The following is a 22,125-nucleotide window of genomic DNA, read 5'->3' as shown; positions in this document are numbered from 1 at the left end:
TGCACCCCGTTTTTTTCAGCGGCGCCAGTGTACTCACCCGCAAGCGGTCAATCGCGCACAAGACGCACATTCTGACATTTTATCCGGCGCCATCGGCATGCCCGGATCCGTCACCTGACTACGCTATAAATCTTCGATGACTTGTATGCGGAACCGCGACATGAACAACCCTTCAACGATCTACGCTTGGGAAGGCATCAACCGCAAAGGACGCAGGGTGTCCGGGCAGACCAAAGGGCACAACCCTGCCCTGGTCAAGGCACAACTGCGCCTGCAAGGGATCAGCCCAGGTCGGGTGCGCAAGCAATCCCCGATGCTGCCAGGCCTGGCCCAGTCGGCCAAGGCGGCTGACATCACCCTGCTCACTCGCCAACTGGCCACGTTACTGAACGCCGGAATCCCCCTGCTGCAAGCCTTCGACATCATCAACGAAGGCTTCGACAACCGCGCCGTGCGTGAGCTGGTGCAGGCGCTGAAACAGCAGGTCGCAGCTGGCGCCAGCCTGGCCGACGCACTGCGCAAACAGCCGCGCTACTTCGATGAGCTGTACTGCAACCTGGTAGCCGCCGGCGAGCAGGCCGGCGCATTGGAGACCCTGCTGGAGCGTGTGGCGATCCATCGCGAAAAGAATGAGCAACTCAAGGCCAAGGTCAAAAAGGCCATGACATACCCCATTGCGGTGCTGGTGGTTGCCAGCCTGGTCACCGGCGTACTGCTGGTCCACGTTGTGCCGCAGTTCCAGACGCTGTTCGCCGGGGTCGGCGGCAAACTGCCAGCGTTTACCTTGCAGGTGATCGCCCTGTCGGCATTCATGCAGCAAGCCTGGTGGATGCTGGTCTTGGGCATTGCCTTCGCAGCCATGGGGCTGCGTAAGGCCTATCGGTCATCGCCGGGTTTCAGCTATTGGCTGGACACCGGTTTGTTGAAAGCGCCCCTGGCAGGCAAACTGCTGACAAAATCCGCCGTGGCCCGCTACGCCCGCACGCTTTCCACCACCTTTGCCGCCGGTGTTCCACTGGTACAGGCATTGGACTCCGTCGCCGGCGCCGTGGGCAATGCTCCGTTCAAACAGGCAATCGAACATATGCGTCACGATGTATCCACTGGCATGCAGTTGAATCAATCCATGGCCAACAGCGGTCTGTTTCCCGGCATGGCGATCCAGATGACGGCAATCGGCGAAGAATCGGGCATGCTGGAACAGATGCTGGAAAGAGTCGCCAACCACTATGAGACCGACGTGGACAACCAGGTCGATAGCCTCACCAGCCTGATGGAACCGCTGATCATGGTGGTTCTGGGAGGCATCGTCGCAGCACTGGTCATCGCCATGTACCTGCCGGTCTTCCAACTGGGGAGCGCATTTTGAACCTGCTGTTGAGTGAGTCCCCCTGGGCATTTGTGGCGATAGCATCGGTACTGGGGCTGATCGTCGGCAGTTTTCTCAATGTGCTGGTGTGGCGCCTGCCAAAAATGCTCGAACGGGAATGGCGCGCCCAGGCCCATGAAGTGCTCGGTTTGCCTGCCGAGCCTGCAGGGCCGACCTACAACCTGATGCGCCCAAATTCCTGCTGCCCGCACTGTGATCACCCAATCCGGCCCTGGGAAAATATCCCCGTGTTCAGCTACCTGATACTCCGGGGACGCTGTGCTCATTGCCACGGCGCCATCAGCGCCCGCTACCCGTTAACCGAACTTGCGTGCGCGCTGATCTCGGCCTGGGTCGCCTGGCATTTCGGCTTTGGCTGGCAAGCGGCAGCAGTACTGCTGTTGAGCTGGGGGCTACTGGCGATGAGTTTGATCGACGCAGACCACCAGTTGCTCCCGGATGTGCTGGTGCTACCGTTGCTGTGGCTGGGGTTGATCGTCAACAGTTTTGAATTATTGACCACATTGCCCGATGCCCTTTGGGGCGCGGTGATCGGCTATCTGAGCCTGTGGAGCGTGTTCTGGCTGTTCAAGCTGGTCACTGGAAAGGACGGCATGGGCCACGGTGACTTCAAGTTACTGGCCTTGCTAGGCGCCTGGGGTGGCTGGCAGATTTTGCCGATGACGCTGTTTATGTCGTCGCTGGTAGGCGTGTTTAGCGGGCTGATCCTGATGCGCGTACGCAAGACCCAGGCGTCGGCACCGATGCCATTTGGTCCGTATCTGGCAATTGCCGGCTGGATTGCATTGCTCTGGGGTGGTCAAATAACCGACTTCTATTTGCAGTCTGTCGGTTTCAGATGACCACTTCTGTTGCAACACCCTTGATTCTCGGCCTCACCGGCGGCATCGGCAGCGGTAAAAGCGCGGCGGCCCAGCACTTTATCGACCTGGGCATCGACCTGGTCGACGCCGACCACGCCGCCCGCTGGGTAGTCGAGCCTGGCCGGCCGGCGCTGGCCCGCATCGTCGAACACTTTGGCGGCGGCGTGCTGCAGCACGACGGCCAGTTGGACCGCGCCGCGTTGCGCAAGCTGATCTTTGAAGTACCCGAAGAGCGCCTATGGCTGGAAGGCTTGCTGCACCCGCTGATCGGCGAGGAGATTCGCAGCCACCTGGCGCGCGCGCGCTCGCCTTACGCGATCCTGGTGTCGCCGCTGCTGATCGAATCCGGCCAATACAGCATGACCCAGCGCATCCTGGTGATCGACGTGCCGCAATCGCTGCAGATTCAGCGTACCCTGCAGCGCGACGGCATCAGCGAGCAACAGGTGCAGGCGATCCTCAAGGCTCAGTCCAGCCGTGAAGACCGCCTGAACCATGCCGATGACGTGCTGGTCAATGACCGGGACCTCGCCTGGCTGCACAGCGAGGTCGAGCGACTGCACCACTTTTACCTTACTTTGCGTGGAGGCCGATCATGAGCCAACCCTTGACCGTCGACTGCCCAACCTGCGGCGCACCCGTGGAATGGAAAACCGACAACCTCAACCGGCCGTTCTGCTCGGACCGCTGCAAACTCATCGACCTGGGCGCCTGGGCCGCTGAAGAGCACAAGATTCCCGTGGCCCCGGATGCCGAAGACGAGCTGTTTTCCGAAGACCTGTCGCCGCGCCATTAAGGCCGCATAAAGGCGTATTCCTGCTGGTCGTCGAGGTTCTCTGCAAGGTATTGCAGCTCGTCGGCCAGGTCTTCAAAACTGCGCACGCCCTTGCTCTGCTGCACCACCGCACTGAGCATGGCGCGCAGGGTCAAGCCTGGGTCAAAACCGATTTCCTGCGCCGAATCCTGGCTTTTGCGCAACTCCTGCCGTGCCCACTCATACACACCCATGATCCGTGCTCCCGCCTTACTCACCTAAAATTTGGCTGAGCATGGGCCTGCTTGCTCGTACTGGATTTGATCTGGATCAACGCTGCGATTCGTCATCCTTCCAGGGCGCAGAGAGGTAGCGGGTGCGGTTGAAGGTCTCCAGCCATTCTGGACAGAACACCACCAGAGCGCTGACGACCATGCCGTTGATAAATGCCTCGGGGAAGATGATGAGCCACAGGTAGCCGACAAAATCTTCCAGCCATTCGGGCATTGCAAAACGTCCGTCAAACCACAGTAAACCCAGCCCCAGCAGAAGACAGAACAAGGCCGACAGCGCGGCGGCAAAAAAACCCGAACAGAAGATATACACAAAAGGATTACGCGGTTGCGCACGCTCGACCAGCACCGCGCAACCTTCGGTGACCAGCACCGGCAGCACGATCAGCAGCAGGCCGTTGATACCAAGGGCTGCCAGATCCTGACGCCCCAGCAGCATCAAACCGAACTGGGCGGCAAAGCCCCCTACGATTGCCAGGGGCCAATCCAACAGCAGGGTCACGGCGGTCATGCCGATAAAGTGGTAAGACACACCGGTATCGAAATCGCGCCGCACCAGCCACAACATGAACAACGCGAACACCGTACCGAACAGCAGATGCTGGCGCCGCCGGTCGGCGAACAATTCAACCCATGGCGAACGCACAGCGGCCCACAGCAGTACCGGCGCGTACAGCAGCCAACCGATGCCGAGGGTTGCAGGCGCCAACACTGCGGCACTGATCATGGGTGAACTACCAAGGCAAAAAAGCTCACCGCACACCTCTTTGCAGGAGTTGAAGTCGAGTCGTCAGTCTACACCGCCCTTTTGCAGCGAGACTTCCTGCAGTCATCATTTGGACGCTAAGCTGCAAGCATGGATGACTCAGATTATTTGCGCCTGCTCACCGTAGCAGCCGAACAAGCCAACGCATTCCTGTCCAATGCCCGCAAATGGGAGCGTGAGCGTTGGGTCTGCCAGCGCCTGCTACAAGGCTTGAACGTGCCCTACCGCGCCGAAGAGTTTCACGCTGCAGGGCAAGAGCCGCCGGATGTATTGTTTCGTGATGCCAGTTTCGAGGTGTTTTTTGTACTGGATGAAGGGCGGCGACTCAACGACGAATGGCGCGATGAATTGCTACGCCGACGCAGTGCCTTTTCCCTCAGCCAACTGGTTCGGCGCGAAGCCAAGCCGCGACGCATTCCCGCCCATGAATTCCTGCTGCGCCTGGGGCCCACACTGCGCAAAAAAGCGCACAACTATAAAGAGCGCGGGATGGATCTGGGCGAGCTGGATATCGTCGCCTTCACCAGCCTCAAGCGCGAAGTGCTGGACCTCAACAGCCACTTTCCACCGCCCACCGAGTATCTGCGCCAGGGGTGGCGCTCGCTGTCTCTGGTCGGGCCGACGTTTGCACGGGTGCTGTTCGCTCACCCGGACGCGCCGGATTTCTTGCGCAACAACCTGGGGCGCAGCATAGTGTTCGACGTGGGCATCAGCCTCTGATCCCACCCCGACTGTAACGTGGCGCCCTTTTGCAACGTCTACCTGACGAGGCCTTCTATGACCAGCCGCCTGAACCCCGACGACCAACAGCATGTCGAAGAGTACCTGCAACTCTCCCAGAACCGAGTCGAGCGCAAGCCTTTCCGGCCGTGGCTGCTCCTTGGTGTGGTGCTGGTAGTGGTGATCGGGCTCGGTCTGCTGAGCCGCCTTTTGAGTTACCTGACGCTATGAGCTGCCTGGCGCTCGCGGGGGTAACTGCTCCGATTTCTTTTAGCCTTGCGAGATATCCCCATGACCCATCGTATTATTATCGTCGGCGGCGGCGCCGGCGGCCTGGAGTTGGCTACCCGCCTGGGTAAGACTCTGGGCAAGCGCGGCACCGCCAGCGTCACGCTGGTGGACACCAACCTGACCCATATCTGGAAGCCGCTGCTGCATGAAGTGGCTGCCGGCTCGCTTAACTCTTCGGAAGACGAACTCAATTACGTCGCCCAGGCCAAATGGAACCACTTCGAGTTCCAACTGGGGCGTATGAGCGGGCTCGACCGTGAGCAGAAGAAAATCCAACTGGCCGCCACCCTCGACGAAGAGGGCCGCGAACTGGTGCCTGCGCGCGTGCTGGGCTATGACAGCCTGGTGATTGCGGTCGGCAGTACCACCAACGATTTCGGCACCGAAGGCGCAGCGCAGCACTGCCTGTTCCTCGATACCCGCAAACAGGCCGAGCGCTTTCACCAGCAACTGCTCAACCACTACCTGCGCGCCCATGCCGGGCAGACCGATGCCGTTGAACAGATCAGCGTCGCCATCGTCGGCGCTGGCGCCACCGGCGTCGAGCTGGCCGCCGAGCTGCACAATGCCGCCCATGAACTGGCAGCCTATGGGCTGGACCGGATCAAGCCGGAAAACATGCATATCACCTTGATTGAAGCCGGTCCACGGGTGCTGCCTGCCCTGCCGGAGCGTATCGGCGGGCCCGTGCATAAAACCCTGGAGAAGCTCGGCGTGACCGTGCTGACCAACTCGGCTGTCAGCGAAGTCACCGCCGATGCACTGATTACCAGCAGCGGCCAGGTGATTCCGGCCAGCCTTAAGGTGTGGGCTGCCGGGATTCGCGCACCAGGCTTCCTCAAGGACATTGATGGCCTGGAAACCAACCGTATCAATCAGCTGCAAGTACTGCCGACGCTGCAAACCACCCGCGACGAAAATATCTTTGCCTTCGGCGACTGCGCCGCCTGCCCGCAACCGGGCACCGACCGCAACGTGCCGCCACGGGCCCAGGCGGCTCACCAGCAGGCGTCGTTGCTGGCCAAGTCGTTGAAGCTGCGCATCGAGGGCAAGGAGCTGCCGTCGTACAAGTACACCGACTATGGCTCGCTGATCTCGCTGTCGCGCTTTTCCGCTGTGGGTAACCTGATGGGCAACTTGACCGGCAGCGTGATGCTGGAGGGTTGGCTGGCGCGGATGTTCTATGTGTCGCTGTATCGCATGCACCAGATGGCGCTGTATGGCTTCTTCCGCACCGCGATGTTGATGCTGGGCAGCAAGATTGGACGCGGGACTGAGCCGCGCCTGAAGCTTCACTAACACCATAAAACCATGTGGGAGGGACTTGCTCCCGATAGCGGTGGGTCAGCCAAGTATTTGGTAACTGAACCACTGCATCGGGAGCAAGCTCCCTCCCACATCAGCTTTTCAGGGCACTTGAGTTTTGCGCACGCAAAAAAAATCCCCGTATCTTTCGATACGAGGATTTTTAATATGGTCGGGGTAGGGGGATTCGAACTCCCGACATCCTGCTCCCAAAGCAGGCGCGCTACCGGACTGCGCTATACCCCGGTAAAAAAAAGGCGACCTTTCAGTCGCCTTCTTCGATCAGCGCTTTTGGCCTCTGATCTTAAGATTCGATTCCAGCGTTAACTGGTCTCAAAAATGGTGGGTCGTGTGGGATTCGAACCTACGACCAATTGGTTAAAAGCCAACTGCTCTACCAACTGAGCTAACGACCCAAATATGGTCGGGGTAGGGGGATTCGAACTCCCGACATCCTGCTCCCAAAGCAGGCGCGCTACCGGACTGCGCTATACCCCGGTTTGAAATTGGCTCCGTGACCAGGACTCGAACCTGGGACCCAATGATTAACAGTCATTTGCTCTACCGACTGAGCTATCACGGAACTACATATTTCAAAGTACAACTTTTACTGCTCTGTAACCTTCCTCTTCGACCCTGTCCGTATCGCTACGTTAGCGTCTCTGAGGCGCGCTATTCTACAATCTTAAAAACCCCTGTCAACCCTTTAAATTGCTTTTAAGACAATGATTTGCGCTTCTTTCTGATTTCTTCTTGGGGAGAAGAAACCCGTGGGCTGACGTTGCTGCGGGGCGCACTTTACAAGCCTTTTCCTTACAGTTCAACGCCCTAACGAAAAAAAAGGCCCCGCGATGCGGGGCCTTCTCTTATTTGCCTGCTGTTCAGGCTCAGTGGAAGACGATTTCGTCGTTTTCCACAGTGGCTTCGACGCTGGTACCCGGCATAAAACTGCCCGAAAGGATCAACTGCGCCAGCGGGTTCTCGATCCAGCGCTGAATCGCACGCTTCAAAGGCCGTGCGCCATACACCGGGTCGTAACCAACCGCGATGAGCTTATCCAACGCCTCGCGGCTCAGCTGCAGCGACAGTTCGCGCTCAGCCAGACGACTGCGCAGGCGCCCCAACTGGATCTCGGTAATGCCCGCAATCTGATCCCGCGCCAAGGGCTCGAAGATCACCACTTCGTCGACCCGGTTGATGAATTCCGGGCGGAAGTGCGAGGTCAACGCGTCCATGACAGCAGCGCGCTGAGCCTCACGGTCCCCTACCAGCTCCTGGATCTGCGACGAGCCCAGGTTGGAGGTCATCACGATTACCGTGTTGCGAAAGTCCACCGTACGCCCGTGGCTGTCCGTCAACCGACCATCTTCCAGCACTTGCAGCAGGATGTTGAACACATCCGGATGCGCCTTCTCGACCTCATCCAGCAGGATCACCGAGTAAGGCTTGCGTCGCACGGCTTCGGTCAGGTAACCGCCCTCCTCGTAGCCCACATAGCCTGGTGGTGCGCCGATCAGACGGGCCACCGAGTGTTTCTCCATGAACTCGGACATATCGATCCGCACCATGGCCTCTTCAGTATCAAAGAGGAATTCGGCCAGCGCCTTGCACAGCTCGGTTTTACCCACGCCGGTCGGGCCGAGGAACATGAACGAGCCGCTCGGACGATTCGGGTCGGACAACCCGGCGCGCGAACGTCGTACCGCGTTGGACACTGCCACAACCGCCTCTTCCTGGCCGATCACGCGCTGGTGCAACAGATGCTCCATCTTCAACAGCTTGTCGCGCTCGCCTTCGAGCATTTTCGACACCGGAATGCCGGTCCACTTGGAGACGACTTCGGCGATTTCTTCCTCGGTCACCTTGCTGCGCAGCAACTGGTTTTCAGACTTGCCGTGCTGGTCGACCATTTGCAGGCTGCGCTCCAGGTCCGGGATGACCCCGTACTGCAACTCGGCCATGCGGTTCAGGTCGCCCTTGCGGCGAGCGGCTTCCAGTTCCTGGCGGGACTGCTCGATCTTTTGCTGGATCTGCGCAGAGCCCTGCACCTCGGCTTTTTCCGAGGTCCAGATTTCTTCAAGGTCCGAGTACTCGCGTTCCAGGCGCACGATTTCTTCCTGGAGTTTTTCCAGACGTTTCTTCGCCGCGTCGTCCTCTTCTTTCTTGAGGGCCTGGGATTCGACTTTCAGTTGAATCAGGCGCCGATCAAGGCGGTCGAGCACTTCCGGTTTGGAATCGATTTCCATACGAATGCGGCTGGCCGCTTCGTCGATCAAATCGATGGCCTTGTCCGGTAACTGACGGTCGGTGATATAGCGATGACTCAATTTGGCCGCCGCAATGATCGCACCATCAGTAATCGCCACCTTATGGTGGACCTCATAGCGCTCTTTCAGGCCACGCAGGATCGCGATGGTGTCTTCTTCACTAGGCTCTTCTACCAGCACTTTCTGGAAGCGCCGCTCAAGAGCCGCGTCCTTCTCTATATATTGGCGGTACTCGTTGAGCGTCGTTGCACCGACGCAATGCAACTCGCCCCGCGCCAAGGCGGGCTTGAGCATGTTGCCAGCGTCCATGGAGCCCTCGCCTTTACCGGCGCCGACCATGGTATGCAGTTCGTCGATGAACAGAATGATCTGCCCGTCCTGCTTCGACAGTTCATTGAGCAGGGATTTGAGGCGTTCTTCGAACTCGCCACGGAACTTGGCACCGGCGATCAACGCGCCCATATCCAGGGACAACAGGCGCTTGCCTTTAAGGCCGTCCGGCACTTCACCATTGATGATGCGTTGGGCCAGGCCTTCAGCAATCGCGGTTTTACCCACGCCAGGCTCACCGATCAACACCGGGTTGTTCTTGGTGCGACGCTGCAGGACCTGGATAGTGCGACGAATTTCATCGTCACGGCCGATCACCGGGTCAAGCTTGCCTTCTTCGGCGCGTTTGGTCAGGTCGACGGTGTACTTGTCCAGGGCCTGGCGCGACTCCTCGTGGTTAGGGTCGTTTACTGCGTCGCCGCCACGCAGGTTGTTGATGGCGTTCTCCAGGGCTTTCTTGCTCACGCCCTGGCCCAACAACAATTTGCCGAGCTTGCTGTTCTCGTCCATGGCGGCGAGCAGTACCAGTTCGCTGGAGATGAACTGGTCACCCTTCTGCTGGGCCAGGCGGTCGGCCTGGTTGAGCAGGCGCGCCAAGTCCTGCGACATGTTCACGTCGCCGGTCGGGTTTTGGATTTTTGGCAGTTGATCGAGCTCCTTGCTCAATTCCTTGCGCAGGCTGCTGACATCAAAGCCCACCTGCATCAGCAAGGGCTTGATAGAACCACCTTGCTGCTCCAGGAGTGCCTGCATCAAGTGCGCAGGCTCGATGGCCGGGTGGTCGAGACCTACCGCCAACGATTGGGAGTCCGATAAGGCCAACTGTAATTTGCTGGTTAAACGATCAATACGCATTAGTCACCTTCCTTTTGAGCAGGCCGGAGCTATAAAACATTCCTGAATGAAGAAACCTGCCAGATACCCTTATAGATGGGGTGGATTCTGGAAGATTCAAGCCACGGACAGTTGACGTAAGTCAGGAGAGTCTAGCGTTCGAGCCAGATAAGGGAGGCAAATCGACCGGTGCGCGGGCTGCGCCGGTAAGAGAAGAAGCGCGGATCGGTCACCGTGCACAAACCGCCACCGTAGACAGCCGTGACACCCCGCGCGGCAAGGCGCAGGCGGGCCAGTTGATAGATGTCGGCCATGAACTTGCCAGGGTTATGGCTCGGCACAAAAGCTTCGGCCGTGATCGGCAGTTGCTGCATGAACGCTTCACGCACTTCCGGGCCGACTTCAAAGGCTTGCGGACCGATTGCCGGACCCAGCCAGACCAATACGTCGGCAGGTTCAGTCTCCAGGCTTTCGAAAGCAGCCTCCAACACACCGGCCGCCAACCCACGCCAACCGGCATGGGCCGCTGCGACGCGAGTCCCGGCACGGTTGCAGAACAACGCGGGCAGGCAATCGGCAGTCATAGCGGTACAGGCGATGCCAGGGGTGCTGGTCCAACTGCCATCAGCTTCAGCCGTGTGGCCAGGATCGGCCTCGACCACGCTCACCCCATGGACTTGGCGCAGCCAGGCCGGCTGAATAGCGAAGGCGTCGCTGAGACGACGGCGGTTTTCAAGGACCGCCTCCAGGCTGTCCTCGACATGATCGCCCAGGTTGAGGCTGTCGAATGGCGCCAGGCTGACGCCACCCGCACGGGTGGTGACACAAGCCTTTACCCGAGCCGGCGCGGGCCAGTCAGGTATCAGCCAGTCACTCATCCGACAAACGCCTCGCGGTCCTGTTTGAGCAGCGACAGCAACCAGACAAAATCGTCCGGCAGTGGCGATTCCCAACTCATGCGCTTACCGCTCGTCGGATGATCCAGCTCCAGGAAACGTGCATGCAGTGCCTGGCGCGGGAACGTCTTGAGCGATTCGACCATGGTCTGGCTGGCCGCAGGCGGAATGCGGAAGCGGCCACCGTAGGCAGGATCGCCGACCAACGGGAAGTTGATGTGGGCCATGTGCACGCGGATCTGGTGAGTACGACCGGTTTCCAGCTTGACCCGCACGTGAGTGTGGGAACGGAAACGCTCCAGCACACGGTAGTGGCTCACGGCTTGCTTGCCGCCTTCCATTACCGCCATGCGCTGGCGCTGCTGGCCGTGGCGACCGATGGGGGCGTTGATCTTGCCACCCGCGACGACCACGCCGATCACGATGCACTCATAGATCCGGCTGACGCTACGGCTCTGCAACTGCGTAACCAGCTGCGTCTGCGCCTGAATGGTCTTGGCGACCACCATCAGGCCGGTGGTGTCCTTGTCCAGACGGTGCACGATCCCGCAGCGCGGCACGTTGATGATGTCGGGGATATGGTGCAACAGGGCATTGAGCAAGGTGCCATCAGCGTGCCCGGCCGCCGGGTGAACCACCAGGCCTGCGGGTTTGTTGATGACCAGGATGTCGTCGTCTTCATAGACGATATCCAGCTCGATGTCCTGGGCGACCCATTCTCCCTGGGCTTCCTGCTCGGCAGTCAGCTCAAGAATCGCACCGCCATGAACTATGTCTCGCGGGCGGATAACCGCTCCATCCACAGTCAGGCGGCCGTCTTTGATCCAGGCGGAAAGGCGCGAGCGCGAGTGCTCAGCGAATAATTGTGCGGCGACTTGATCGAGGCGTTGGCCGCCCAATTCGGACGGCACCTCTGCGCGAAGTTCAATTTTATCGGACATGCTCAGACTAGGCGTGGCACAGCCTTTGGTTTCGGCTGCGCGCTTGTGGTTAAATACGGCGTCTTTTGCCCCGAGGCTTTCAACGGGGCGCTCATCATAACAGGACGGCCCCGCCCAAGACAGCGGCCGTCATAGGGACGCAAGCCGCCATGCAAGTGAAACACCTGCTGCTGATCGCCATCCTCGCCATGACTGCTGCTTGCTCGTCAACAAAGGACGTCGTCGACGAAAACCTGAGCGAAGTCGAGCTGTACCAACTGGCACAGAAAGACTTGGACAATAATAGCTACACCAGCGCCACAGCGAAGCTGAAGGCACTGGAGTCGCGTTATCCGTTCGGGCGCTACGCCGACCAGGCTCAGCTTGAGCTGATCTACGCCAACTACAAGAACGCCGAGCCGGAAGCTGCCAAGTCCGCCGCCGAGCGCTTCATCCGCTTGCACCCGCAACACCCGAACGTGGACTACGCCTACTACCTCAAGGGCCTGACCTCGTTCGACCAGGACGTTGGCCTGCTGGCGCGCTTCCTGCCGCTGGACATGACCAAGCGTGACCCAGGTGCTGCCCGCGACTCCTACAACGAGTTCGCCCAGTTGACCAGCCGCTATCCGAACAGCCGCTACGCGCCGGACGCCAAGCAGCGCATGATCTACCTGCGCAACCTGCTGGCGTCCTACGAAATCCACGTAGCTCACTACTACCTGACCCGTCAGGCGTACGTGGCTGCCGCCAACCGTGGCCGCTATGTCGTAGAGAACTTCCAGGAAACCCCTTCCGTGGGTGACGGCCTGGCAGTGATGACCGAGGCTTACCAGCGGCTGCACCTGGACGACCTGGCCAACACCAGCCTGGAGACCCTCAAGCTCAACTACCCGGATCACCCTAGCCTGAAAGACGGCCAGTTCGTGCCTCAGGTTGCCGAAGCTGACAACCGTTCGTGGCTGAGCAAGTACACCCTGGGCCTGATCGAGTCGCGCCCTCCGTTGCCGCCGGGCGAAACCCGCGCCAATCAGGACGTGATCAAACAATACCAGGACGCCAAGGAAGCCATTCCGTCGGAGCTCAAGCCGCACGACGAGAACGGCGACGTGATCGAAGAAGAAGAGCCAGAGGCTCTGGGCAACAACCAGGACCGCTCGTGGTTCAGCTACATGACCTTCGGTGTGTTCGACTGATCTGTCGATGCAACGCAAAAAAGGAGCCCCTCGGGGCTCCTTTTTTATGGGCAGTATTATTGCGCTGTGCGTCTGCCACGTCCTTGGCTAAACTGGCGCATTCCTTATCGAGAAACCGCCCATCATGCTTCGTCTTCTGTTCTGGATTGCCGTTATTGCTGCCGCGGTATGGTTCTGGCGCAAATTCAAAAACCCGGCCGCCAAGCAGCAACGCAACAACGAACCTGACGCTGCGTTGATGGTGCGTTGCGCCCACTGCGGCGTGCACCTGCCACAGGATCGCGCCCTAAGGTTGCGCCAGGAGTGGTATTGCACTCAGGCGCATCTGGAGCAGGGACCGAAGTCTATACAGCGCTGATGCGACCTTCAGGCAAGTAAGGCGCAGGATCGATGATCGGCGCATGCCCCAGCAGCAAGTCTGCAAACAACTGACAGGACGCCGGCGCCAGTACCAGGCCGTTGCGGTAATGCCCGCAATTGAGCCACAGCCCTTTAAAGCCGGGAACCTGGCCGATATAGGGAATACCTTCCGGTGAGCCTGGGCGCAAACCGGCCCAATGCCCCACTACTTCGGCGTCTGCCAGGGCGGGAATCAGCTCCACAGCCGAGGCTTTGAGACTTTCCAGCGCAGTATCGGTGGGGGTCTTGTCGAAGCCCTCGTGTTCCAGGGTACTGCCAATGAGAATATGCCCGTCGCGCCGGGGGATGGCATAACGGCCCTTGGCCAGGACCATGCTCGACAAGAAGTCCGAGGCGCATTTGTACAAAATCATCTGCCCCTTGACCGGTTCCACCGGCAGCACCAAGCCCAGCGTGCCGAGCAACTCACCGCTCCACGCGCCTGCTGCCAGTACCACTTGCTCCCCGACAATCGCCCCCACTGCCGTGTTTACGCCCACTACATTGTCGCCTTTCATGACAAATCCAGTGACTTCACACTGTTCGTGAACAGTTACGCCAGGCAGTGCCAACAACGCAGCCTTGAGGGATTTGACCAAGCGAGGGTTGCGCACATTGGCCACGTCAGCCATATAGATCGCGCTGGAATACCCGCCACCCAGCACCGGAACCGCATCATGGGCGGCCGACACATCCACTTTGCCTAGAGGCCGACCTTCACGGACCGCCCACGCCAGCGCCTCGGCCTCATCTTCCAAGTCCAGCCAGTACAAGCCGGTGGTATGAACCTCAGGGTCGATGCCGGTGGCGGCAAACAGGCGCTCAGCCAGTTGCGGATAAAAATCCTGGGACCAATGGGCCAATGCAGTGACCGACGGGCTGTAGCGCCAAGGATACAGCGGAGACACAATGCCACCGCCCGCCCATGAAGACTCCTGCCCCACACCGGCCCGCTCCAACAGGACCACCGCCTGCCCCCGGCTCGCCAGGTTGTACGCGGTCAGCAGGCCAATGACTCCGCCGCCGACAATCACCACTTGCTGTTGCTTAGCCATCATTCGATCCAGCCGATAAATAGGAATAAGCGCACCTGGCGCCCAATCATCCAGCACCCCCATCATTGCCCCCAGCATGTCTGGCGCGACATCTCAGGTGCTGCCCCCGGATTGGCCCGCACACCCGTGCTGCTAAGGCTGAAGTCACCACAAGGGTCACCCACCATCAACGAATCGACGCCCGGCGTAGCGACCAGGTAGAAATCCTGAGGGTTCAACGCAGCGGTGATTCTATAGCGATCATTGCCGGTGCTGACGCCGCTGGCGTCAATAAAAGTGCCGTTCCTCGTATAAAAACGCTCAAGGTGCTGAGCTTGCTCGGTCAGTAGCGCGACAATTTCCGCGCGATAGACCTTTTTTACATGACGGGTGTAGCCGGGGTAAGCGATCCCGGCCAGAAACGCGATGATCGCTACGCAGATAAGTAACTCGATCAGGGTAAAGCCCCGGCAGTCCATGCCCATTCCACTGTTCCTCATTGAAGCTGTCGCCATGACACCCGCCGAAACCGCGGGCCACTTTCCAACTCCACCCGCGCATATACAGTCTCCAATACCGTGCGCGACTGGCCGCTGAACCCGACTGCTGTCACCCGGTAGACCGCCGCCGAGGCATGAGGCGGCAGATGCGCCAGCCCTACGCCAGGACCCAAGGCTTGAATGCCGTAGAGCCCTCCCCTGACGGCAACCCAGGTCACTGCCGAAACAGGGTTCGTCCCTGCAGCCACCAGCAAAAACGCCTCGTCCGGCGGCGCGCAGGTAACGATCGACCAGCACTGCGGCCACCCGACACCCGCTCGCTGCACCGCCTGCTCTCCCAGCCTCAAGCCGCTTTCGGCGTTTTGAAGCGACTGGTTTCGTTGCCACAGGCTGCCGCTGATCTTTTGCTGGGCCACCGCACCTTGGATTGACGACAAGCCAATCAGTGACAACAGCAGCAAAAACACCAGGCTTATCAGCAGCACCATTCCCCTCTGCTGCGAAGAAATACCGTCAGTCAGCACCATGACCGCCCTACCCCACACGGTTACGCAGCGCCGCCACGACGCTATAGGTTTGATCTTTCACCCGGCCCGTCGGGTCTCGCAGCGTCATGCGGATGCGTACGCTGCGGATCAACGACTCGTCAGACGGCATGGCGTCGTAGCGCACTACCTGCGCCGATGTCGGCCTGGCCGCCACACCGAAACTGAGATCGAACGCCCCCACGTTATCCACCAACACTGCCCTGGCCGGCGCAGCAGGCGTGCTGACCTTTAACTGGCCGGCCTCGAAGGTGTAGGTGAGTTGGCGAATGGCAAAGCGAATCTGCCCGGGAACTGGCGAAGGTGAGGTCCCGCCGTATGCATAGGCCGTACCCGTGCAGTCGGACAACACCGTCCAGTCAGGTTTGCCACCGCCAGCACCCACGTCCGCAGTCAACAGCGTCAGCGACGTTGAACCGCCCCCGGCACTCCAGCCAACCGGCCGATCAAAGGCCGGTGGGGCATTGTCGATAAATGCAGTAGCCATACAGCCAAACATGCCCGCCTGACGGATGTCCTGGAGCATCTTGCCCAGCGCAAACCGAGCGTCGTCCTGCAGCAACATGGCTGCCTGCTGGCTGGCGTGGGTCATTCGGGAACCGATCACCACTTGGCTGCCCCCAAGCACCAGCACCAAACCGACTGCCAGGGCCAGCAGCAACTCCATCAAGCTGAAACCCCTCGCCACAGGCCTCATTGCGCCACCTCTGGCCCTGGGTCGATGCGACTGGTCAGGGTAAAGGTTTCCCGCGCATCAGGGATGTTCGAACTCGATCGGTCATCCCAACTGATACTGACCGTCACCTCATTTCTACTGACCACCACAGAGCCTTTGGCACTTTCCCCGGCAAAACCGCGAATATTGGCCTCGAAATCATGCAGGTCCAGGTCACGCGCACTGGCAGTCGCGGTATTGGCCGGAGCCCTTACCCTCCCTGGCGATGAGTAGTCGGCGCCGGAATTGGCGCGGATTCGGTCGAGCATATCGTAGGCAATGAAACTGGCCTGACTGGTCATCCTCGAACTGTCGGTGTATTTGAGGGCATTGAGCTGGAGCACCACCGCGCCTAACAGGCCGACCGCGAGAATCAGCACCGCTACCAGCACCTCAATCAACGTCATGCCGATTTGATGTCGCGCTACAGCGTGGGGAAAACAGGTATTCAGGCAGGCAAGCATTACCGTCGTCATCCGTGTCGAAGGGCAAAAAAAGCAGGAAATCCTGCGGTGCGGCCCAAGACTAGCGTCGGTTTTTCGCCCGCGCTGCCGATGGAACAAAGGGAAATACTTTGGACATGAAGGCCATCATTCGGCACTCCGCGCCGGGCGCTATACCTATGTCTCAACCTGCTTTCTGCACACGTCCACGGAGGGACGACCAATGGGACAACGAGGTTTTACCCTGATCGAACTGCTGCTCGGACTGATCGTGAGCGGCATCCTGGCGCATCTGGCAGTGCCGGGTTTCGCGGGGCTGCTGGAGTCACAGCAGCGACAAAGCGCGGCGCAATCGCTGACCAACGGACTCCGCTTCGCACGCACCGAAGCCATCACGCGTAACCGCGCGGTGGTCATTCACGCACTGGACGATGACTGGAGTCGAGGTTGGCGGGTGATAGTGGACATCAGCGGGCGCGGCCATCTGGACAACAACAACCCGGTGCTGCTGGAGCGCCAGGACAGCGGTCGTGTGCCGATAGTGGGAAATGGCCCGGTCAAAAGCCAGGTGCGGTTCAGCGGGTTGGGCGAACCGGTATTTTCAGGGGGAGGTTTTCGTGCCGGTACTGTGCACGTATGCGCCAAGGACTCGGCGCAAAGCGTGCACCAAGTGGTGCTGGCGCCCAGTGGGCGCATCAGCCTGCGCAGCGATAAAGCCGAACAGGCGTTGTGCCGGAGTACCTCCGGCACCCTGGTATTCAGAGCAGTGAGCGAACCCGCAGCTCCTTGGGCATGGAGAAAGTGATGTTCTCTTCACGTCCCGCCAACTCATCAGCGCCGGTAGCCCCCCAGGCGTGCAGTTGCTGGATAACACCGCGCACCAGTACTTCAGGGGCAGAAGCACCTGCTGTGATGCCGATACGCTGGACGCCATCGAACCAACTGCGCTGCATGTCTTCAGCTCCGTCGATCAAGTACGCCGGGGTAGCCATGCGCTCAGCCAGCTCACGCAGACGGTTGGAGTTGGAGCTGTTGGGGCTGCCGACCACCAGAACCACATCGCACTCGTCAGCCAATTGCTTGACCGCGTCCTGGCGATTTTGGGTGGCGTAGCAGATGTCATCCTTACGCGGGCCGCCGATGGCCGGGAAACGGGTGCGCAGGGCATCGATCACACGGCTGGTGTCGTCCATGGACAAGGTGGTCTGGGTGACGAAGGCCAAACGATCTGGGTTGTGCACCTGCAGGTTGGCGACGTCTTTCTCGTCTTCCACCAGGTAGATGGCGCCGCCATTGCTGGCGTCGTATTGGCCCATGGTGCCTTCGACTTCCGGGTGACCGGCATGACCGATCAGGATGCATTCCCGACCGTCGCGGCTGTAGCGCGCGACTTCGATGTGCACCTTGGTGACCAGAGGGCAGGTGGCATCGAACACTTTGAGGCCACGGCCTGCTGCTTCGGTACGCACGGCCTGGGAAACACCGTGGGCACTGAAGATGACGATCACGTCGTCCGGCACCTGGTCTAGCTCTTCGACAAAGATCGCGCCGCGTGCGCGCAGGTCTTCGACCACAAACTTGTTGTGGACGACTTCATGACGCACGTAGATCGGCGGACCGAAGACTTCCAGGGCGCGATTGACGATTTCGATCGCACGGTCCACGCCGGCGCAGAAGCCACGGGGGTTGGCGAGTTTGATTTGCATGCTGTGCCTCGTGTCTGGCGCTGGGGTCAGAGTTGATGCTACTGAACTGACAATAGAGATCAAAAGTGGGAGAGGGCTTGCCTCCGATGGCTGCGCGTCAATTGATACATCTTTGACTGAGCCGCTGCCATCGGGGGCAAGCCCCCTCCCACATTTTAGACCGGGGCGTTGATCAAAGTGCTTTAACGTCGATGATTTCAACGTCAAAGGTCAAGGTTTTACCGGCCAACGGGTGGTTGAAGTCGATCGTCACTTGCGCGTCATCGAAGGTTTTCACCACGCCAGGCAGTTCGGTATTCGCCGCGTCGTTGAAGATCACCAGCAGACCTTCCGACAGGTCCATGTCCTGGAACTGCGAACGCGGGATGATCTGCACATTTTGCGGGTTGGGCTGGCCAAAGGCGTTTTCCGGCAGAATCTGCAGGGTGCGCTTGTCGCCGGCCTTGAAACCGAACAGGGCCGCTTCAAAACCCGGCAGCAGGTTGCCGTCACCGACCTTGAAGATCGCAGGGGCTTTGTCGAACGTGCTGTCGACCGTGTCGCCATTCTCCAGGCGCAATGCAAAGTGCAAAGTGACTTCCGTGTTCTGGCCGATGCGTTGCTCAGCCAATACCTGATCAGTCATTGACGGTCTCTCCGGTTTTCTTACTTTTAAACATATCCAGCGCCAACATGATTGCGCCGACGGTGATGGCGCTGTCGGCGAAGTTGAACGCCGGGAAGTAATGACGATTCTGCCAATGCACCAGGATGAAGTCGATCACATGGCCAAGGGCAATGCGGTCGTACAGGTTACCCAGCGCACCACCCAGCACCAGGGCCAAGGCAACGGCCAGCCAGGTGTCATCGCGACCCAGGCGCTTGAGCCACACCACCAGCACCGCACTGACCACCAGCGCGATAACGGCAAACAGCCAGCGCTGCCAGCCACCGCCATCAGCGAGGAAGCTGAACGCGGCGCCGGTGTTGTAGGCCAGGGTCCAGCTGAAGTAATCGGGGATCACCACGATCTGCTGGAACATTTCCAGGGAGCCCTCGAAGTGAGCCTTGCTGACCTGGTCAATGACCAGGACCAGCAAACTCAACACGAGCAAGCCCAGGCGTCCGAAACGACTGGCGTTAGGCATAGTGGCGAACCTCGCCTTCACCGGAGATGTTGTCGACGCAACGACCACAGATTTCCGGATGCTCAGGGTTCACACCCACATCTTCACGGCAGTGCCAGCAACGGGCGCACTTGGCAAAGGCGGACTTCATCACTTTAAGCTTGAGGCCCGGCACTTCGGTAGCCACGGCATCAGCCGGTGCTTGGGCGAATGGCGCCAGGCTCGCCGTGGAGGTGATCAACACGAAGCGCAGCTCGTTGCTCAGTTTGGCCAGGTCGGCGGTCAGGCCTTCCTCGGCAAACAGGGTGACTTCAGCTTGCAGGTTGCCACCGACGGCCTTGGCCGCACGTTGAACTTCCAGCTCCTTGTTCACCGCAACTTTGACGGCCATCACGCCTTCCCAGTACTCGCGGCCCAGTTCGAAGTCGGCAGGCAGTTCGGTCAGGCCTTCGTACCAGGTGTTGAGCATCACGGATTCGTTGCGCTCGCCCGGCAGGTATTCCCACAGTTCGTCGGCGGTGAACGCAAGGATCGGCGCGATCCAGCGCACCAGCGCTTCGCTGATGTGGTACAGCGCAGTCTGCGCCGAACGGCGTGCTTTGCTGTTAGCGGCGGTGGTGTACTGGCGGTCCTTGATGATGTCGAGGTAGAAACCACCCAGTTCCTGCACGCAGAAGTTGTGGATCTTCGAGTACACGTTCCAGAAGCGGTATTCGCCGTAGTGTTCCTGCAACTCGCGCTGCAGCAACAGGGTGCGGTCCACGGCCCAACGGTCCAGGGCGAGCATGTCCTCGGCCGGCAGGATGTCGGTGGCCGGGTTGAAACCGGTCAGGTTCGACAGCAGGAAGCGCGCGGTATTGCGGATGCGACGATAGGCATCGGCGCTGCGGGCCAGGATCTGGTCCGATACGGCGATCTCGCCCGAGTAATCGGTCGAGGCCACCCACAGACGCATGATGTCGGCGCCCAGGGTGTCGTTGATCTTTTTCGGCTCGATCACGTTTTTCAGCGACTTGGACATCTTGCGACCCGTCTCGTCGACGGTGAAGCCGTGGGTCAGCAATTCGCGGTACGGGGCGTGATCGTCGATGGCGCAACCGGTCAGCAACGAGGAGTGGAACCAGCCACGGTGTTGGTCCGAGCCTTCCAGGTACAGGTCGGCACGCGGGCCGGTCTCGTGGCCCATCGGGTGCGAGCCACGCAGCACGTGCCAGTGGGTGGTGCCCGAGTCGAACCACACGTCGAGGGTGTCGCTGATCTTGTCGTACTGCGGCGCTTCGTCGCCAAGCAGTTCGGCGGCGTCCAGTTTGAACCAGGCTTCGATGCCCTCCTGTTCAACGCGCTGGGCCACGACTTCCATCAGCTCGACGGTACGCGGGTGCAACTCGCCGCTTTCCTTGTTCAGGAAGAACGGGATCGGCACGCCCCAGTTACGCTGGCGGGAGATGCACCAGTCCGGACGGTTGGCGATCATCGAGTGCAGGCGCGCCTGGCCCCAGGCCGGGACGAACTTGGTGTCTTCGATGGCCTTGATCGCGCGGTTGCGCAGGGTATCGCCGCTGGCTGGCTCTTTGTCCATGCCGATGAACCACTGCGCGGTGGCGCGGTAGATCAGCGGAGTTTTGTGGCGCCAGCAGTGCATGTAGCTGTGCTTGATGGTGTCGGTTTGCATCAATGCGCCGACTTCACGCAGCTTTTCGATGATCGGCTGGTCGGCCTTGAAGATGAACTGACCACCGAAGAACTCCAGCGAAGGCACGTACACGCCGTTGCTTTGCACCGGGTTGATGATGTCATCGTTGACCAGGCCGTACTTCTTGCAGATCACAAAGTCGTCAACGCCATAGGCGGGCGAGCAGTGGACCACGCCAGTGCCCGAGCCCAGCTCGACATAGTCAGCCAGGTACACCGGCGACAGACGGTCATAGAACGGGTGACGGAAGTTGATCAGTTCAAGCGCGGAGCCGGTGGTGGTGGCGATGACCGAACCTTGCAGCTCGTAACGCGCCAGGCACGCCTCGACCATTTCCTCGGCCAGCACCAGCAGGCGATCACCGACGTCTACCAGCGCGTAGGTGAACTCCGGGTGCACGTTCAGCGCCTGGTTGGCCGGGATGGTCCACGGGGTGGTGGTCCAGATCACGATGGCCGCTGGTTTGCTCAGGCTTGCCAGGCCGAATGCCTGGGCCAGCTTGGTGTCGTCGGCGATCGGGAACGCCACGTCGATGGTCGAGGACTTTTTGTCTTCGTACTCGACTTCGGCTTCGGCCAATGCCGAACCGCAGTCAAAGCACCAGTTCACGGGCTTGAGGCCCTTGAAAACGAAACCACCCTTGACGATTTCTGCCAAGGCGCGGATTTCACCGGCCTCGTTCTTGAAGTTCATGGTTTTGTACGGGTTGTCCCACTCGCCCAACACACCCAGGCGGATGAACTCGGACTTCTGCCCTTCGATCTGCTCGGCGGCGTAGGCACGGCACAGTTCGCGGGTTTTATCGGCGCCCAGGTTCTTGCCGTAGGTCACTTCGACCTTGTGTTCGATCGGCAGGCCGTGGCAGTCCCAACCCGGAACATAAGGTGCGTCGAAGCCCGAAAGGGTTTTCGAACGCAGGATCATGTCCTTGAGAATTTTGTTCAGTGCATGACCGATGTGAATCGTGCCGTTGGCGTAAGGAGGGCCGTCGTGCAGGACGAACTTCGGACGATCCTTGCCAATCTCGCGCAACTTTCCGTACAGGCCAATACTGTCCCAGCGCTGCAGGATCTGCGGTTCGCGCTGTGGCAGGCCGGCCTTCATTGGGAAGGCGGTGTCCGGAAGGTTTAGCGTGGCTTTATAGTCGGTCATTTAAGGC

At 59.9% G+C, this 22,125-nt stretch carries 24 protein-coding genes and 4 tRNA genes; 10 read left to right on the top strand and 18 right to left on the bottom strand.

The features are described 5' to 3' along the window. Positions 1-160 precede the first annotated feature (160 nt). Genes NDJ82_RS14110 through yacG form a run of 4 tightly spaced genes read left to right on the top strand, consistent with a single transcriptional unit; the run spans position 161 to position 3,049 of the window. Positions 161-1,369 carry a type II secretion system F family protein gene (locus NDJ82_RS14110; RefSeq protein WP_250925727.1) on the top strand — a complete coding sequence of 403 codons (1,209 nt, stop codon included), beginning with the start codon at positions 161-163 and terminating at the stop codon, positions 1,367-1,369. Then, positions 1,366-2,232 carry a prepilin peptidase gene (locus NDJ82_RS14105; RefSeq protein ID WP_250925726.1) on the top strand — a complete coding sequence of 289 codons (867 nt, stop codon included), beginning with the start codon at positions 1,366-1,368 and terminating at the stop codon, positions 2,230-2,232. The genes NDJ82_RS14110 and NDJ82_RS14105 overlap by 4 nt, the downstream gene beginning before the upstream one ends. Continuing rightward, positions 2,229-2,852 (top strand): dephospho-CoA kinase, encoded by a 624-nt coding sequence (gene coaE / locus NDJ82_RS14100; protein ID WP_250925725.1) that lies wholly within the window; start codon positions 2,229-2,231, stop codon positions 2,850-2,852. The genes NDJ82_RS14105 and coaE overlap by 4 nt, the downstream gene beginning before the upstream one ends. Beyond that, positions 2,849-3,049, top strand: coding sequence for a DNA gyrase inhibitor YacG (yacG, locus tag NDJ82_RS14095; protein ID WP_099587046.1), 201 nt, complete (start codon positions 2,849-2,851; stop codon positions 3,047-3,049). The genes coaE and yacG overlap by 4 nt, the downstream gene beginning before the upstream one ends. Here the strand turns inward: yacG and NDJ82_RS14090 are convergent. Together NDJ82_RS14090 and NDJ82_RS14085 are read right to left on the bottom strand one after the other, a co-directional pair. Further along, positions 3,046-3,261, bottom strand: coding sequence for a hypothetical protein (locus NDJ82_RS14090; protein ID WP_099587045.1), 216 nt, complete (start codon positions 3,259-3,261; stop codon positions 3,046-3,048). The two genes, yacG and NDJ82_RS14090, sit on opposite strands and share 4 nt — an antisense overlap. Before the next feature lie 76 nt (positions 3,262-3,337). Next, positions 3,338-4,027: an energy-coupling factor ABC transporter permease gene (locus NDJ82_RS14085; protein WP_250925724.1), complete on the bottom strand. Its 690-nt coding sequence runs from the start codon at positions 4,025-4,027 to the stop codon at positions 3,338-3,340. A 129-nt stretch (positions 4,028-4,156) separates the two neighbouring features. On the opposite strand from NDJ82_RS14085, the gene NDJ82_RS14080 reads away from it, so the two are divergent. The 3 genes from NDJ82_RS14080 to NDJ82_RS14070 are packed head-to-tail and all read left to right on the top strand — an operon-like array spanning position 4,157 to position 6,376. After that, the gene (locus tag NDJ82_RS14080; protein WP_099587043.1) at positions 4,157-4,786 is read left to right on the top strand and encodes a DUF1780 domain-containing protein; all 630 of its coding nucleotides are present in this window, start codon (positions 4,157-4,159) and stop codon (positions 4,784-4,786) included. Positions 4,787-4,843: 57 nt separating this feature from the next. Further along, positions 4,844-5,017 carry a DUF3094 family protein gene (locus tag NDJ82_RS14075; protein ID WP_016976295.1) on the top strand — a complete coding sequence of 58 codons (174 nt, stop codon included), beginning with the start codon at positions 4,844-4,846 and terminating at the stop codon, positions 5,015-5,017. Between the two features lie 60 nt (positions 5,018-5,077). Further along, a complete protein-coding gene (locus NDJ82_RS14070) occupies positions 5,078-6,376 on the top strand; it encodes an NAD(P)/FAD-dependent oxidoreductase (RefSeq protein WP_112193401.1) in 1,299 nt (432 codons plus the stop codon). Positions 6,377-6,551: 175 nt separating this feature from the next. Here the strand turns inward: NDJ82_RS14070 and NDJ82_RS14065 are convergent. From NDJ82_RS14065 to rluD, 7 genes are all read right to left on the bottom strand, one after another. After that, positions 6,552-6,628, bottom strand: a tRNA-Pro gene (locus NDJ82_RS14065). Between the two features lie 94 nt (positions 6,629-6,722). Beyond that, positions 6,723-6,798: transfer RNA gene (locus NDJ82_RS14060), tRNA-Lys, on the bottom strand. A 5-nt stretch (positions 6,799-6,803) separates the two neighbouring features. Beyond that, positions 6,804-6,880: transfer RNA gene (locus NDJ82_RS14055), tRNA-Pro, on the bottom strand. A 9-nt stretch (positions 6,881-6,889) separates the two neighbouring features. Continuing rightward, positions 6,890-6,965 (bottom strand) — tRNA-Asn (locus tag NDJ82_RS14050). Positions 6,966-7,269: 304 nt separating this feature from the next. Then, positions 7,270-9,834: an ATP-dependent chaperone ClpB gene (clpB, locus tag NDJ82_RS14045; protein WP_099583991.1), complete on the bottom strand. Its 2,565-nt coding sequence runs from the start codon at positions 9,832-9,834 to the stop codon at positions 7,270-7,272. Positions 9,835-9,965: 131 nt separating this feature from the next. Continuing rightward, positions 9,966-10,691, bottom strand: coding sequence for a peptidoglycan editing factor PgeF (pgeF, locus tag NDJ82_RS14040; protein ID WP_250925723.1), 726 nt, complete (start codon positions 10,689-10,691; stop codon positions 9,966-9,968). Next, positions 10,688-11,650 carry a 23S rRNA pseudouridine(1911/1915/1917) synthase RluD gene (gene rluD / locus NDJ82_RS14035; RefSeq protein ID WP_032886184.1) on the bottom strand — a complete coding sequence of 321 codons (963 nt, stop codon included), beginning with the start codon at positions 11,648-11,650 and terminating at the stop codon, positions 10,688-10,690. Before rluD ends, pgeF begins: the two co-directional genes overlap by 4 nt. Positions 11,651-11,799: 149 nt before the next feature. Here rluD and NDJ82_RS14030 point away from each other — a divergent pair, with 149 nt between their 5' ends. Together NDJ82_RS14030 and NDJ82_RS14025 are read left to right on the top strand one after the other, a co-directional pair. Continuing rightward, a complete protein-coding gene (locus tag NDJ82_RS14030; RefSeq protein WP_099583989.1) occupies positions 11,800-12,825 on the top strand; it encodes an outer membrane protein assembly factor BamD in 1,026 nt (341 codons plus the stop codon). Positions 12,826-12,949: 124 nt separating this feature from the next. Then, positions 12,950-13,183 carry a PP0621 family protein gene (locus NDJ82_RS14025; protein ID WP_250925722.1) on the top strand — a complete coding sequence of 78 codons (234 nt, stop codon included), beginning with the start codon at positions 12,950-12,952 and terminating at the stop codon, positions 13,181-13,183. Here the strand turns inward: NDJ82_RS14025 and thiO are convergent. From thiO to pilV, 5 genes are all read right to left on the bottom strand, one after another. Further along, a complete protein-coding gene (gene thiO / locus NDJ82_RS14020) occupies positions 13,170-14,279 on the bottom strand; it encodes a glycine oxidase ThiO (protein ID WP_250925721.1) in 1,110 nt (369 codons plus the stop codon). The two genes, NDJ82_RS14025 and thiO, sit on opposite strands and share 14 nt — an antisense overlap. Before the next feature lie 62 nt (positions 14,280-14,341). Next, positions 14,342-14,743: a type IV pilin protein gene (locus tag NDJ82_RS14015; RefSeq protein WP_112193393.1), complete on the bottom strand. Its 402-nt coding sequence runs from the start codon at positions 14,741-14,743 to the stop codon at positions 14,342-14,344. 11 nt (positions 14,744-14,754) lie between these two features. Continuing rightward, positions 14,755-15,285: a pilus assembly PilX family protein gene (locus NDJ82_RS14010; protein WP_099583996.1), complete on the bottom strand. Its 531-nt coding sequence runs from the start codon at positions 15,283-15,285 to the stop codon at positions 14,755-14,757. A gap of 7 nt (positions 15,286-15,292) precedes the next feature. Beyond that, complete coding sequence (locus NDJ82_RS14005; RefSeq protein ID WP_250925720.1) at positions 15,293-16,000, bottom strand: PilW family protein; 708 nt, start codon at positions 15,998-16,000, stop codon at positions 15,293-15,295. Continuing rightward, positions 15,997-16,482 carry a type IV pilus modification protein PilV gene (pilV, locus tag NDJ82_RS14000; RefSeq protein WP_191959554.1) on the bottom strand — a complete coding sequence of 162 codons (486 nt, stop codon included), beginning with the start codon at positions 16,480-16,482 and terminating at the stop codon, positions 15,997-15,999. Before pilV ends, NDJ82_RS14005 begins: the two co-directional genes overlap by 4 nt. A 202-nt stretch (positions 16,483-16,684) precedes the next feature. On the opposite strand from pilV, the gene NDJ82_RS13995 reads away from it, so the two are divergent. Next, complete coding sequence (locus tag NDJ82_RS13995) at positions 16,685-17,266, top strand: GspH/FimT family pseudopilin (protein ID WP_250925719.1); 582 nt, start codon at positions 16,685-16,687, stop codon at positions 17,264-17,266. On the opposite strand, the gene ispH is transcribed toward NDJ82_RS13995, so the two are convergent. The 4 genes from ispH to ileS all read right to left on the bottom strand — a co-directional run bounded on the left by ispH (position 17,220) and on the right by ileS (position 22,118). Beyond that, positions 17,220-18,167, bottom strand: coding sequence for a 4-hydroxy-3-methylbut-2-enyl diphosphate reductase (ispH, locus tag NDJ82_RS13990; protein ID WP_099583983.1), 948 nt, complete (start codon positions 18,165-18,167; stop codon positions 17,220-17,222). The genes NDJ82_RS13995 and ispH overlap by 47 nt on opposite strands. Positions 18,168-18,339: 172 nt before the next feature. Further along, a complete protein-coding gene (gene fkpB, locus NDJ82_RS13985) occupies positions 18,340-18,777 on the bottom strand; it encodes an FKBP-type peptidyl-prolyl cis-trans isomerase (protein WP_250925758.1) in 438 nt (145 codons plus the stop codon). A 7-nt stretch (positions 18,778-18,784) separates the two neighbouring features. Beyond that, entirely contained in the window at positions 18,785-19,294 is a 510-nt protein-coding gene (lspA, locus tag NDJ82_RS13980) for a signal peptidase II (RefSeq protein ID WP_099583982.1), read from the bottom strand. After that, complete coding sequence (gene ileS / locus NDJ82_RS13975) at positions 19,287-22,118, bottom strand: isoleucine--tRNA ligase (RefSeq protein ID WP_250925718.1); 2,832 nt, start codon at positions 22,116-22,118, stop codon at positions 19,287-19,289. Before ileS ends, lspA begins: the two co-directional genes overlap by 8 nt. Positions 22,119-22,125 lie beyond the last annotated feature (7 nt).

Source organism: Pseudomonas sp. SR18, assembly GCF_023701505.1.
GTDB classification, from domain to species: domain Bacteria; phylum Pseudomonadota; class Gammaproteobacteria; order Pseudomonadales; family Pseudomonadaceae; genus Aquipseudomonas; species Aquipseudomonas cyclaminis.
The sequence above is the reverse complement of the archived record's forward strand: the minus strand, read 5'-3'. Positions and strand labels throughout refer to the sequence as shown.